Raw genomic sequence first — 13476 nt, forward strand, 5'->3', positions numbered from 1 at the left:
CAGTCGGCTGGATCAGCGCACCGCCGCCATTGCACCGCGCTCCAGCAGGCTGACCAGACCGGCCGCTTCCAGGGGCCGCCCCAGCCAGTAACCCTGGACCAGATCACAGCCGCGCTGGCTGAGCAGCTCGAACTGCGCTTCCTGCTCCACACCCTCGGCCACCACGGTAATACCCAGCGCATGGGCCATGGCGATGATCGCCGTGGTCAGTGCCAGATCGTCAGGATCGCGCTCCATGTCGACAACAAAGCTGCGGTCGATCTTGACCCCGTCCACCGGCACCTGGCGTAGATGACTGAGCCCGGAGAAGCCAGTGCCGAAGTCGTCCAGCCACACTTTCACCCCGGCACGGTGCAGCTTCTCCAGCAATGAGACAGCCAACATCTCGTCGCTGATCACCGCCGTCTCGGTCAGCTCCAGGTGCAGGCGTGAAGCAGCCAGCCCGGAACCGAGCAGACTGCTTTCCACCTCCTGCAACAGGTCACCGTTACGCAGCTGCTTGGGCGAGACGTTGACCGAAATGAACAGTTCCTCCCCCATCGAGTTGCGTGGCCACTGCTGGGCCTGCTCGCAGGCAGCGCGCAGCACCTTGGGGCCGATCATCTGGATCAGCCCACTCTGCTCGGCCACATCGATGAATACCGACGGCGGGATCGCGCCCAGCGCCGGGTGATCCCAGCGCAGCAGCACTTCCACGCCACACAGCATGCGGTCGCGGGTACGGAAGATGGGTTGGTAGACCAGACGCAACTCGTTGCGCTCCCAGGCGCCGCGCAACTCCTGCTCCAGATGCAGGCGCCGCTCCACCGCGTGGTCCATGGCCAAACTGTAGTACCGGAAGCAGTTCTTGCCAGCCAATTTGGCCTGGTACATGGCGATATCACCGTTCTTCAGCAACGCAGTGGCATCCACCGCGTCCTCCGGGAACAAGGTGATACCAATCGAGCTACCAAGGAAGATCTCGCGCTGCTGCACCTGCAGTGGCTTGCCCAGATCGATTACCAGGCGCTCAGCCAACCGCTTGGCCGCCTCCGCGGCACTGCTTTGGCCCTGGCTGATCAGGATGACGAACTCGTCACCACCAAAGCGGGCCAGCAAGGCGTCATCGCCGCCAATCTGCTCAACGGCGTTGGAGATGTGTTGCGCAAACTGCAGCAAGGCGTCATCACCGGCCTCGTGGCCCAGCGTGTCGTTGACCCGTTTGAACTCGTCAATATCAATGAACAACAGCGCCAAACCACGCCCGGCCGCCTGCGCACGCAGCAAGCGATGGTCCAGGGCTTCCCGGAAAGCGAGCCGGTTGGTCAAGCCGGTAAGGGCATCGGTGTAGGCCATCTGGCGGACGTCGCGGTCGTGCCGGGCAATGCTCTGGCTCATGCGATCGAAGGTGCGCAGCAACTCACCAACCTCGTCGCCGCGCCGGGTCGCCTGTGTCTCGATCAGATAGTCGCCGCGCTCGATACGCTGCGCTGCTACACCCAGCCAGCGGATCGGCCGCACCAGCGTGTACTGCACGTAGAACGCCATTACGCAGACAAAGCCAAGCAACAGCAGCATCAGGCCCAAGGCCCAGCCCAGTTCCCGTCGCTGGGTCTCCTGCATGCGCCGCTCCAGCGCCTGCATGGACTTGGCCTCCTGGGCACGCACCGGCGCCAGATTCATGCCTACACGCAGGCCGCCCAGCGGCTGGTCACCAATCGCCAGCGGCACATCCACCTCGAGTATCGATGGCGACTCCTGCACCAGCGGCTTGAGCGAACGCACCGCAGCGTGTGCCAATGGATCATTCATCGGCTGGCCATAACCAGCCACATCGAACGAACCGTCATGGATCAGCCGCCCGTCCGGATCGTATACCAGCACGTAGCTGACCGATTTCTGCCGCGCGGTATTACGTACCGCTGCGCCGATGGCAGCCAGATCGGAGTAGTACAGGGGGTTGATCAGCGTATCGGCCAAGGCATTGGCCAAGGCGGTACCGCGCTCACGCACGCCCTGGTCGAACACCTGGCTCAGTACCTCGCCACTGTTGCGCAGGGCCTCGCGCTGGGCGGCCGCCTGACGCATCAGCATCAGCCCGACAATCGCCACCACCACCAGCAGCACCACGCCACTGGCGGCCAGGAAGCGGGCCTGCAATCCAAACCGTGGTGTGCTCATTCCACCTCCATCCGGATACGGGCCAAACCACGGCGCAGACGCTCCAGCGCGCGCAGGTTGTCCGGGTCGACGGGATGAAAGCCCGTGGTACCAAAAAACTTCGCCAGCGCCGGCCCTGCAACCGGGTCACTACTGGCCTGCAGCAACACCTGCTGCAGACGATCACGCACCGTCGGGTCCAGGTCGGCGCGCACCATTTCCACCGCACGCGGGATCGGCTCGCTGCGGTACAGCACCCGCATGTCCTGGCGGAAGGCCGGCGGCATGGCCTGGTTGTCACTCCAGTCGATGCTGCTGATCACCCCTGCATCCACCACCCGCTTGTGCACATAGGTGGAGATGTTCAACTCGGAGCGCACAAACACGTAACCCACCGAGTCCTCGACGGGGGTATCGCGCGGGTCGAGCAGGATTTCAGGCTGCACACCGTGATCGAGCAGCTCCATGGCAGGCACAATGTAGGCACTGGTGGATGCCGCACTCTGCATCGCCAAGGTGCGCCCACGCAGCTCCTCCAGCGTGGTGATCGGGCTGTCACGGCGCACGAAGAACACGCTGTGATACGCGCCCACGCCATTGCGCTCGGTCAGCAATAACGGCTTGGCGCCCGCCCGCTGGCCCAGCGCCATTGCCGTACCTGAGGTCTCGGTGACCCAATCGACCCGACCACGCCGCAGATAGCTGCCCATCTGCTGCGCGTCCTTGGCCATCAGGATGCGTCCTTCGACGATCCCGACATCGCGCATGCGCGGCACCACATAATCCAGCAGTGGCTTGAGCTGGTCGTAATGCGACTTCGGATCATCACTGATCCGCCCCAAGACCAATACCGAACGATCAACCGCCCCCACCGCTACGGGCTGCAGTGCAGCCAGTGTCAGTGCGGCTCCCCAAAGCCATCGCAAGACACCCAAAACGACACCCCCTAATCCATCCCCACAGAGTACCGCTTTTAGCAAAGCGTGACGCAGTCCTCAGCCCTTATCCGTCGAGGCCAGCCGGGCCATACGCTGGGCATCGGACAGGATGCCACGCATCAACCTGACCTCCTGCTCGGACAGGTCGGCCTTCATGAACAGCCGGCGCAACTTGCGCATGGCCGATTCCGGGGCGCGGCCCTTGTGGAAGTCAATCTGGTCCAAGGTGTCGCCCAGCTGGCCGAACATCCCCTCCAACTGGGCATGGCTGGCCGGTGCTTCGTCCTGACCAGCCTCCACTGCTACCGACGGCGCCTTGTCGGGCTGCGACTCCAGCGCAGCCATCCGCACCTCGTAGGCCAGAACCTGCACTGCGGCGGCCAGATTCAGCGAGCTGAATTCAGGGTCGGACGGGATATGCACGGCGGCGTGGCAGAGCTGCAGCTCCTCATTGGTCAAACCGGTGCGCTCGCGACCGAACACAAAGGCCACTTCCGCCGGTTCGGCTGCCTTGGCCACGGCGCGTTGGCCGGCCACTTCCGGCAGCAGCTCTTCCAGCTGCACCCGCCGCGCGCGCGCGGTACAGCCCATTACCAGGCGGCAATCGGCCACGGCTTCGGCAAGGGTGGCGAACACCGGCGCATCGCCGAGCACGTCCTCGGCGCCGGCCGAGCGCCGGAAAGCATCCTCGTCCAAGGGCTTCTCCGGGGCAACCAGGACCAGCCGCGCCAGCCCCATGGTCTTCATCGCACGGGCCGCCGCGCCGATGTTGCCCGGGTGCTGTGTGCCAACAAGAACGAATCGAATATGAGCGGAAACAGACATGGCGTTAAAAAATCAGGAGCGAGACAGCTGTAGATGGTAAACTGCGCGGCCGGCCTTTGCGCCGGGCTTGCTCTTTTCCCCCGCCAATCCGATCTCTGCCCTCACGGGAGCCTTTAGCCATGCAGAAACCCGCCGTAACCGTCATGGTCAAGGCCGCTCGCCTCGCCGGCAACGTCCTGCTCCGCAACATCAACAAGCTTGAAGCCCTCAACGTGGTACAGAAGGGTCGGATGGATTACGCCAGCGAAGTCGATGCCGACGCTGAGAAAGTAATCGTCAAGGAACTCAAGCGCGCCTATCCGGAGTACGGCATCTTCGGTGAAGAAGGTGGCATCCAGGGTGTCAACCGCATGATGTGGGTGATCGACCCATTGGATGGCACCAGCAACTACCTGCGCGGCTTCCCGCACTACTGTGTCTCCATCGCCCTGGTTGAGAACGGCGAGCCGACCGACGCGGTGATCTTCGACCCGCTGCGCAACGAACTGTTTACTGCCTCCAAGGGCAATGGCGCCGTGCTCAACGACCGCCGCCTGCGCGTGTCTGATCGCAAGGATCTGGAAGGCACGATGATCCACACCGGCTTCGCTCCGCGCGAACGCAGCCGTGCCAGCAGCCAGCTCAAGACCGTCGACACCCTGCTGGTGCAGGCCGAGGACGTGCGCCGCACCGGCTCCGCCGCGCTGGACCTGGCCTACGTGGCCTGCGGCCGCGCCGACGCCTACTTCGAAGCAGGCGTGAAGGCATGGGACATCGCTGCCGGCGTATTGCTGGTTCGTGAAGCCGGCGGCAAGGTCTGCAATTACCGCGGCGCCCCGCTGGACCGCATGGACTCGCGCGGCCCGGAAACCCAGCAGGTCGTGGCTGGCAACATCAAGGTGTGCGAAGCCCTGCAGAAGGTCCTCGTCAACACCGGCTACGCTGCCGAGTTCGATCCGAAGTTCTGATCCAGCTGCCATGGCAGTGAATCATCCAAAAACCGATGCCAGGCTTCTGGCATCGGTTTTTTTGTGGGCAAAGCTGGCGTCAGCCAGTGGATACTGCGGGAACAACCACCGCACCGACCACCGGCTGCCGGCCCCAGCCATAACGGGCGGTCAGCCAGATCTCCATCAGTACCAGCGCCATCACGATCAGCAACGGCAACAGCAAGCCAAAATAGATGCCCGGCATCATCGAGCTGATCTGCGCCTTCAATAGACGGATCACCCCCTTGGTATGCAGCAGCTCGCTCATGCGCATGCCCAGCGCCTCGCGGAATACGGCTTTATCAAGTCCACTGCGGCCACCCACCTCCTTCACCAGGCTGTCCTCCACCCATCGCAGCATCACTTCACTGCGCAGGTGCTCGATGCCCTTGCGCGCCCAGCGCTGCGGCAAGCCTTCACCACTTAGCATGCTGATATCGGCAAGCCTGTGCTCACCCAGGTAGGACTCCACCGCCATGCGTGCGGCATCGTGCGCGGAAACATCATCGCGCAGCATTGCCTCCAACTCCGGCGTATCCAGCGACCGTTCGAACTCGACCAGCCAATGCTCGGTCGCAACCTGCAGATGCGGCTGGAAGTGATCGATCTGCTTGTACAGCGCACGCTGCCCACCGGCAACCAGCCCAACCTGTAATCCAATGAAGGCAAACAGCAGCGGCAGCACCACCACATAACTGGCGATCAACCAATGATGCCAACGCCGGCGCCGGGCAAGGCCGCCCCTGCGCGCCAGAGCGATCCACACTGCTACACCCAGGGCCAACCCCAGCACCGCTCCGAGCAACGAGCCGCCGATCAAGTCCAGCACGCTCAGCCCATTCCAGAACTCCATTGCCCAATATTGCGCGTCCTGCACCATATGCTCCTCATTCGCCTGTTGTGTCTGGAGGGTAGACACAAACCCATGCACCGAGGATACAATCGTCTTATTTCTACAGACGGAAAAACACAGAACTGTTAGCTCATGCACAACCAGCAACAAAGGCACAGCTGTAGCCGTGGTGGCAAAACAGACAACGCCCCTTGCGGGGCGTTGTGTTCAATCAATTGCGGATTACGCCGACTTCTTTCAGCACCAATCGCAAGCAGGCCCGACTCAGGCCACCGTCGAGGAACGCAGCGCTGCGATGCGCTCGTCCAGCGGCGGATGGCTCAGGAACAGCTTCTTGGCCGCCGAACCGGCGATGCCGAATGCAGCGATCTGCGTCGGCAAGGTGCTCTGGCCGTGGTTGAGCTTCAGACGCTCAAGCGCGGCGATCATCTTCTGCCGGCCAGCCAGCGAGGCACCACCCTGGTCGGCGCGGAACTCACGATGACGCGAGAACCACATCGCGATCATCGTCGCGAACAGGCCGAATACCATCTCCAGCACAAACACGATGATGTAGTACGCAAAGCCACGGCCGCCGCCTTCGCGATTGCCCGACAGCGCACTGTCGATCACGCCACCAACCACGCGTGCAAGCACGATCACGAAGGTATTCAAGACGCCCTGCAGCAGCGCCATGGTGATCATGTCGCCATTGGCAACGTGGGCGATCTCATGGCCAAGCACTGCTTCGGCTTCATCCTCGCTCATGTTGTGCAGCAGACCGGTGGATACCGCCACCAGCGCATTGTTGCGATTGGCGCCGGTCGCAAAGGCGTTGATCTCCGGGGCGTCATACACCGCCACTTCCGGCATGCCAATGCCGGCCGCCTTGGCCTGACGGGCCACGGTGTCCAGCAACCAGCGCTCGGTCTGGTTGCGTGGCTCGGTGATGACGACGGCGCCAGTGCCGCGCTTGGCCATGAACTTGGACAGCAGCAGCGAGATGATCGAGCCACCGAAGCCAAAGATGGCCGCCATGACCAGCAAGCCGCTCATCTGCGAGGAGTTCACGCCCAATATGGACATGACGACGCTGGCCAGGATCAGCACAGCAACGTTGGTCAGAAGAAACAGCCCGATACGGGTAAACATGGGAAACAGATCCATAAGGATTGGAGATATAGCCAATTTGCGGCGCAGACAGCTTGAATTCAAGCATTAATCTGACCGACGATTCAGTTTCGATGCCAGCTATTTCTTACCGCGGCCGCTTTGCGCCCTCCCCGACCGGCCCCTTGCACCTGGGCTCGATGCTGGCCGCCTTCGGCAGCTGGTTGCTGGCCCGCCATGCCGGCGGCCAATGGCTGGTACGCGTGGAAGACGTCGACCCCCCTCGCGAAGTACCCGGCGCTGTCGATTCTCAGCTGGCCACGCTCAGTGCGTTCGGACTGACGTCGGACTTGCCGGTGCAATACCAGAGCCGGCGCAGCGCCCTGTATCAAGCGGCCATCAACCAGCTGCTGGACCAGGGCAAGGCCTTTGCCTGCCACTGCAGCCGCGCCGACCTGGCCAGCCAGCACGGCATCCACCGGCGCTGCGTCGCCAGCCAGCAGCGCCCGCAGCCGGCCATCCGCCTGCGGGTGGCCAACGGTAGCCATGTCAGTTTCGACGATGCCCTGCAAGGCCGGCAGGAGCAGGACGTGGACCGGGAGGTCGGCGACGTGGTGCTGCTGCGCGCCGATGGCTACTGGGCCTATCAACTGGCGGTGGTGGTGGACGATGCCGAGCAGGGCATCACCCACGTGGTCCGGGGCGCCGACCTGATCGACTCCACTGCCCGGCAGATCCTGCTGCAGCAGGCGCTGGAGCTGCCTACCCCGCACTACCTGCACCTGCCGCTGCTGCTGGATAGCGCCGGGCAGAAGCTGTCCAAGTCGCAGGCTGCCATCCCCGTGGACAGCGCCCAACCGATGCCGGTGCTGCGCTGGCTATGGGCGGCACTGGGCCAGCAGCCGGCCGCATTGGATGCTGCAACCAGCGTTGCCGAGGCGCTGCAGCATGCTGCAGCGGCCTTTGAGCCGGCCCGCCTGCAAAAAACCTCACTTCAAGCCCCGTTACAGCCCCCGGGCTGAGCGCAGTTTCATTAGAATCGTGGGCTCCCCTGCACATCTGCCCTGGAGTTGAGCCCATGACATCGCGCGTCGCACTGGTCACCGGTGGTACCGGCGGCATTGGTACCGCCATCTGCCAACGCCTCGCCGATCAAGGGCACCGCGTCGCTACCAACTTCCGCAACGCCGAAAAGGCGCAGCAGTGGCAGCAGACCATGCGCAGCAAGGGCTATGACATCGCACTGTTCGAAGGCGACGTGGCGCACCCGGACAGCGGCCGCGCCCTGATCCAGGCAGTCGAGGCCGGACTTGGCCCGGTGGAGATCCTGGTCAACAACGCAGGCATCACCCGCGATACCACCTTCCACCGTATGAGCCCGGAACAGTGGCATGAGGTGATCAATACCAACCTCAACTCGGTGTTCAACGTGACCCGCCCGGTGATCGAAGGCATGCGCAAGCGCGGTTGGGGCCGGGTGATCCAGATCAGCTCTATCAATGGCCTCAAGGGCCAGTACGGTCAGGCCAACTACGCCGCCGCCAAGGCCGGCATGCATGGCTTCACCATCTCCCTGGCGCGCGAGAACGCCGGCTTCGGCATTACCGTCAACACCATCTCGCCAGGCTATGTGGCCACCGACATGGTGATGGCTGTACCCGACGAAGTGCGGGCAAAGATCATTGCCGACATCCCCACCGGGCGCCTGGGCAAGCCGGAGGAGATCGCCTACGCGGTCGCCTTCCTGGTTGCCGAGGAGGCCAGCTGGATCACCGGCTCCAATCTGGACATCAACGGCGGCCACCATATGGGCTGGTGACAGCCCTCTGCTGACAGCCTGCGCCATGTTGCACAACATGGCGATTCATGTTGCGCAACAAACCTAGCCTTCTCCGACGCTTGCAACCTATACTTTTGGCGGTTGCAAGCCCTGCTGCACTGCGCCATGCTGCGCACCTACCGTGACGAGTGACTGCTTAATGGCTGCGACCCGCATCATCAAGAAGTATCCGAATCGCCGGCTCTACGACACCGAGATTTCCAGCTACATCACCATCGAAGACGTACGTCAGCTGATTCTCGACGGCGAGGACTTCGAGGTCCGCGACGCCAAGAGTGGCGACGACCTGACCCGTTCGGTGCTGCTGCAGATCATCGCGGACAAGGAGCAGGACGGCGAGCCGATGCTGTCCACCCAGCTGTTGAGCCAGTTGATCCGTTTCTACGGTGACTCGTTGCAGGGCTTCATGGGCAATTACCTGGAGCGCAGCATGCAGGTGTTCCTGGACCAGCAGCAGCAGTTCCGCCAGCAGATGGGCAACCTGCTAGGGCAGACGCCGTGGGCGATGATGAACCAGCTCACCGAGCGCAACCTGGAGCTGTGGCAGGAATTCCAGCGCAACATGGGTACCGGCTTTGGCGGCCCGCGCCCGCCGGCAGGCACCAGCAAGCCGACCGATCCGCCCCCGACCGGCAGCACCGGTGGCAAGACCCGCAGCAGCCGCTGAGGGCAACGAAAAGGCCGACGCAAGCGTCGGCCTTTTGTTTTGTGTCGCAGAGATGTTTCTGACATTTGTGCTGTTTGTGGGAGCGGCGTGAGCCGCGAAGCTCCCGCGGCATCAGACCTCAGTGGCTTCGCGGTTTACGCCGCTCCCACGAAATCACAGATGATTGAAACTCAGCGCTTGCATGCGCTGCAGATCCGCTCGACCTTGTAGCCCTGCGCGCGCAGCTTCTCGACCACGCCATCGCTGCCCAGCAGATGCAACGCACCAACAACCACCAAGGTACTGCCGCGCCCGGGTTGCAGCCACTGCTGCAGACTGGGCAGCCAGGCATTGTTGCGATCCACATTGATCCGCTGATACAACCCTGGGTACTCGCGCTTCATCTGCGCGGCCATGTCCCGCCATAGCATCACGTCATCACCACGGCGCCAGGCATCGTGCAGCTGACGGCTTTGCTCGTCGCCCTTGTCGACCTGCTCCAAGGCTTCACGCAGCAACTGACGCTGCTCGTCGATGCTCATGCTGTCGAGCATGGTGATCTGCGAGGCAGCGCTTTCAAGTCCGGATGCCGGTTTGTTGGCCTGCGCGGCGCGATCCATCAGGTGCCGATCCAGCCCGGACTTCGGGTCCAGGCCCTGCTGGGTCATCTGCGCGATGCTGACAGTCAGGCCCACGAACCAGGGCTTGAGCCCGGCCAGACGATCAATCGGCGTGTTGTTGGCCGCCCCCCATCGTTCAAGTCGCTGCCAGGTGGCCGCATCAAGATCATCCTTGAGCTGGCGGCCATCACGACGCAGCGCCGCCTGCATCATCTGCGTTGCCAGCTGCGGCGAGTTCATCTCCTCCGGTGACAGCTCGAACACCAAACGCTGTGCACCGGTGAATGCGCGATCCACGTCGCTGGACAACGGATAGTCATCCGCCTTGAGCAGATGGAACGAGCCCAGCAGGTACAGTTCACTGCCCTGCGCGCCACTGACCTTCCACAGCAGCGGCACCGGCGGCTGCTTGGCCGCAGATTTGGGCGCTGCTGCACTTGCCAGCAACGGGCTCGCGACCAGCAAGCTGGTTGCCAACAACAGTCCTATGCGCTTGAACCAACTCATGCCGACGGCTCCTGCTTGGGTTTGGCATAGGCCTTCTCACCCGCCGTAATCTCCATGTCCAGACGGTTCTCCGGTGGCGGCAATGGACAGGTGGCAAACGGAGTGAATGCACACGGCGGGTTATAGGCGCGATTGAAATCGATCACCACCTGACTTTTCGCATCCGGCACGTCCACATCGATGTAACGCCCAGCCGCGTAACTGCCACGGCCACTGGTGCGATCAGCGACGATCACCTGCAACGGACGGCCAACATCACCCAATGCCTCCAGTCGCCAGGTGCGTCCATTACGCTCGAACTCGATGGCGCCGGCATTGGCCAGCTCGCTGGTCAGCCCAGTGATATCGACAATCGGCATGGTTTTATTGACGTCGTGCGGCACGAAACGCGCGGTGATACGCCAGCTTGGATCCGCTGGCCAGTAATCCAGATGAGTGAAACCCACCCGTGCCGGAGCATCGGCATGCTTCACCCGCAAGCCGAAACGCGGTCCACGCTCGATCAGGCTCAAGGTGCCTTTGTCATCGTCGAAATGAATCAGCGTCGGTGTTTCGGCATGGTCGCTATGCAGTGGAATACGCCCCTTCACCACCTGCCCATCAACCTTGACCGAGATACCAGGCTCAGGCGCAAAGAACCATGCGTCGCCTACCCCCGTGACCATCCCCATACGCGGTGGCCCTGCCGCCAAACGGATGCCGCTGGTACTGCCGCTGCCGATGTAATGCGCTTTCAGATCCAGCCAATGCAGGCCGACCAGGCTGGTCCAGCCATCCGGGGCCAGCAAGTCGGTCAGGCGTTGCTCACGCCACAGTTCATTGTCATGCGCAAATGCCGGATCGACCTTCGCCGCCGGCACCGCGTCCTTCGCATCGTCGCCGCAGCCTCCGAGCAGCATCGCGGCGAGCAATGCCACACCCCCCAATACGTAATTCATCAACGCCCCCGCAGGAACCAACGATCAATTTCAGCCAAGGAAAAGCGCGCCCAGGTTGGACGGCCGTGATTGCATTGCCCGGAGCGCTCGGTGATTTCCATATCGCGCAGCAAGGCGTTCATTTCGGGAATGGTCAGACGTCGGTTGGCACGCACCGCGCCGTGACAGGCCATGGTCGACAGCAGTTCGTCACGTGCAGTGGCGATGCGACGACTCTGGCCGTGTTCGCGCAGATCGCCAAGCACGTCACGCAGCAGCCCTTCCGGCTCGGCGTTGGCCAGCAGCGCAGGAATGCTGCGCACATGCAGCGAGCCGGGACCGGAACGGGTGACCTCGAAGCCCAGCGCAGCCAAGGTGGCGGCCTCACGCTCAGCGGTATCGGCATCACGATCCCCCACCGCCAGGGTCATCGGCACCAGCAGCGGCTGCGCATGCAGGCCGATGCCGTCGTGCGCGTTCTTCAAGCGCTCGTAGCCGATGCGCTCGTGGGCGGCGTGCATGTCCACCACGATCAAGCCTTCGGCGTTCTCGGCCAGTATGTAGATGCCGTGCAGCTGCGCGATGGCATAACCCAGCGGCGGCACGCCGGCATCATTGGACGTTGGCGGCAATGACGGACCGCTATCGGCCTGACGCAAAACCTCAGCGCCACCCTCGACCGGTGAATACAGCGCGGCATACGCCGATGGCGCGTCAGCGACCTGCAGGCCCAGCGGCGATTGCCGCGCCTGCCAATTGCCATTGCCACCGCTGCCGCCCGCACTACCACCTGGACGCGATAACAGATAGCTGCCTGCGCCTGCGTAGCTTGGTGCGGCCTGCGCCTGCGGATCGGCCGGATGTGCCTGCCCTGCAGACGGCTCCATGCCGGCGCGGGTTTCAGCCAGCGCGTCCTTGAGTGTGCGATAGACAAAATCGTGGATCAGGCGCGAATCGCGGAAGCGCACCTCGTGCTTGGCCGGATGCACGTTGACGTCGACCCGGGTCGGGTCCAGCTCCAGGAACAATACGTAGGCCGGCTGACGACCGTGGTACAGCACATCGCCATAGGCCATCTTCACCGCATGGCTGACGCTGCGATCACGCACCGAGCGGCCGTTGACGTAGAGGTATTGCTGATCGGAACTGGCCCGCGAGTACTGCGGTTGCGCAATCCAGCCGTGCAGACGCAGGCCGGCCGCGCTGTGATCCACGCGCAACGCCTGACGCGCGAAGTCCTCGCCAAGGGTTTCGCCCAGACGCGCATCCGAATACAGGTCACCAGGCTTGTAGCGGCGCGAAGGCTTGCCATTGTGCGAAACACGCAACTCAACATCCGGGCGCGCCAGCGCCAACGAGCGCAGCCATTCCTCGATATGGCCGAGTTCGGTGCGCTCGGCACGCAGGAACTTGCGCCGCGCCGGCACGTTGTAGAACAGCTCGCGCACTTCGACCGTTGTGCCCGGCGCGTGCGCACGTGGGGTGACATCGCCGAGCTTGCCGCCTTCGATCTGCAAGGCCGAACCGTGCTCGTCATCGGCACGCCGCGAGGCCAGAGTGAAGCGGCTGACCGATGCAATCGACGGCAGGGCTTCACCACGGAAGCCCAGCGTGGCCACCGACTCCAGATCGTCCAGGCTGGCGATCTTGCTGGTGGCGTGGCGCGACACCGCCAGTGGCAGTTGCTCGGCCGCGATGCCACCACCGTTGTCGCGGATCCGGATCAGGCGTACACCGCCCTCTTCCAGATCGATATCGACACGTGTGGCGCCGGCATCGAGCGCGTTTTCGACCAGTTCCTTGACCACCGAGGCGGGCCGCTCGACCACTTCGCCAGCGGCGATCTGGTTGATGAGGATTTCCGGCAGCGGACGGATCGTATTCATGCCGCACCGCCGGAGGATTGCAGCACCTTGGCGGGGCACGGAAACGAGGATTGGAGGGGGATCAGGCTGACTTCATGCATGCCGACGATGATAGCCGAGCATGGACCGAACACCGAGAACAGCCGATACGGCCCGGCAGGCTTTCTCTTGTGGGAGCGGCGTAAGCCACGGAGCCAACTGAGCCTGAAGCTGCAGGCGCTTCGCGGCTTACGCCGCTCCCACAAAAAGCAAAAAAAACCACGCCAGCC

13 protein-coding genes are annotated in these 13476 nt (G+C 63.2%); 4 read left to right on the top strand and 9 right to left on the bottom strand.

What is annotated here, in order from left to right; translation table 11 throughout:
• Window positions 1-12: 12 nt before the first annotated feature.
• From ACVOLS_RS10620 to ACVOLS_RS10630, 3 genes are read right to left on the bottom strand one after another with little or no spacing between them, the layout of a single operon-like run.
• A complete protein-coding gene (locus ACVOLS_RS10620) occupies window positions 13-2160 on the bottom strand; it encodes a putative bifunctional diguanylate cyclase/phosphodiesterase (protein ID WP_481545582.1) in 2148 nt (715 codons plus the stop codon).
• Window positions 2157-3074 (bottom strand): phosphate/phosphite/phosphonate ABC transporter substrate-binding protein, encoded by a 918-nt coding sequence (locus ACVOLS_RS10625; protein ID WP_481545583.1) that lies wholly within the window; start codon window positions 3072-3074, stop codon window positions 2157-2159. The genes ACVOLS_RS10620 and ACVOLS_RS10625 overlap by 4 nt, the downstream gene beginning before the upstream one ends.
• 60 nt (window positions 3075-3134) lie before the next feature.
• The gene (locus tag ACVOLS_RS10630; protein ID WP_481545584.1) at window positions 3135-3902 is read right to left on the bottom strand and encodes an RNA methyltransferase; all 768 of its coding nucleotides are present in this window, start codon (window positions 3900-3902) and stop codon (window positions 3135-3137) included.
• Window positions 3903-4021: 119 nt separating this feature from the next.
• Here ACVOLS_RS10630 and ACVOLS_RS10635 point away from each other — a divergent pair, with 119 nt between their 5' ends.
• Window positions 4022-4849, top strand: coding sequence for an inositol monophosphatase family protein (locus ACVOLS_RS10635; RefSeq protein WP_481545585.1), 828 nt, complete (start codon window positions 4022-4024; stop codon window positions 4847-4849).
• A gap of 79 nt (window positions 4850-4928) precedes the next feature.
• On the opposite strand, the gene ACVOLS_RS10640 is transcribed toward ACVOLS_RS10635, so the two are convergent.
• Together ACVOLS_RS10640 and htpX are read right to left on the bottom strand one after the other, a co-directional pair.
• Window positions 4929-5747: a hypothetical protein gene (locus ACVOLS_RS10640; protein WP_481545586.1), complete on the bottom strand. Its 819-nt coding sequence runs from the start codon at window positions 5745-5747 to the stop codon at window positions 4929-4931.
• Between the two features lie 240 nt (window positions 5748-5987).
• Window positions 5988-6854, bottom strand: a complete 867-nt coding sequence (gene htpX / locus ACVOLS_RS10645) for a protease HtpX (protein ID WP_481535624.1) — start codon at window positions 6852-6854, stop codon at window positions 5988-5990.
• Window positions 6855-6946: 92 nt separating this feature from the next.
• Between htpX and gluQRS the strand changes: the two genes are divergently transcribed.
• The 3 genes from gluQRS to phaR all read left to right on the top strand — a co-directional run bounded on the left by gluQRS (window position 6947) and on the right by phaR (window position 9319).
• Window positions 6947-7834 carry a tRNA glutamyl-Q(34) synthetase GluQRS gene (gene gluQRS, locus ACVOLS_RS10650; protein WP_481545587.1) on the top strand — a complete coding sequence of 296 codons (888 nt, stop codon included), beginning with the start codon at window positions 6947-6949 and terminating at the stop codon, window positions 7832-7834.
• A 56-nt stretch (window positions 7835-7890) separates the two neighbouring features.
• Window positions 7891-8631 (top strand): acetoacetyl-CoA reductase, encoded by a 741-nt coding sequence (gene phbB, locus ACVOLS_RS10655; RefSeq protein WP_481545588.1) that lies wholly within the window; start codon window positions 7891-7893, stop codon window positions 8629-8631.
• A 160-nt stretch (window positions 8632-8791) separates the two neighbouring features.
• Window positions 8792-9319 (top strand): polyhydroxyalkanoate synthesis repressor PhaR, encoded by a 528-nt coding sequence (phaR, locus tag ACVOLS_RS10660; RefSeq protein ID WP_481545589.1) that lies wholly within the window; start codon window positions 8792-8794, stop codon window positions 9317-9319.
• A gap of 170 nt (window positions 9320-9489) precedes the next feature.
• On the opposite strand, the gene ACVOLS_RS10665 is transcribed toward phaR, so the two are convergent.
• The 4 genes from ACVOLS_RS10665 to ACVOLS_RS10680 all read right to left on the bottom strand — a co-directional run.
• Window positions 9490-10425 (bottom strand): TraB/GumN family protein, encoded by a 936-nt coding sequence (locus ACVOLS_RS10665; RefSeq protein WP_481545590.1) that lies wholly within the window; start codon window positions 10423-10425, stop codon window positions 9490-9492.
• Complete coding sequence (locus tag ACVOLS_RS10670) at window positions 10422-11363, bottom strand: DUF1684 domain-containing protein (protein ID WP_481545591.1); 942 nt, start codon at window positions 11361-11363, stop codon at window positions 10422-10424. Before ACVOLS_RS10670 ends, ACVOLS_RS10665 begins: the two co-directional genes overlap by 4 nt.
• Complete coding sequence (mutL, locus tag ACVOLS_RS10675; RefSeq protein ID WP_481545592.1) at window positions 11363-13228, bottom strand: DNA mismatch repair endonuclease MutL; 1866 nt, start codon at window positions 13226-13228, stop codon at window positions 11363-11365. The genes ACVOLS_RS10670 and mutL overlap by 1 nt, the downstream gene beginning before the upstream one ends.
• The coding region (locus tag ACVOLS_RS10680; RefSeq protein WP_481545593.1) for a hypothetical protein at window positions 13225-13476 on the bottom strand (252 nt) is incomplete at its 5' end. The genes mutL and ACVOLS_RS10680, both read right to left, overlap by 4 nt.

Source organism: Stenotrophomonas sp. STEN038, assembly GCF_056759895.1.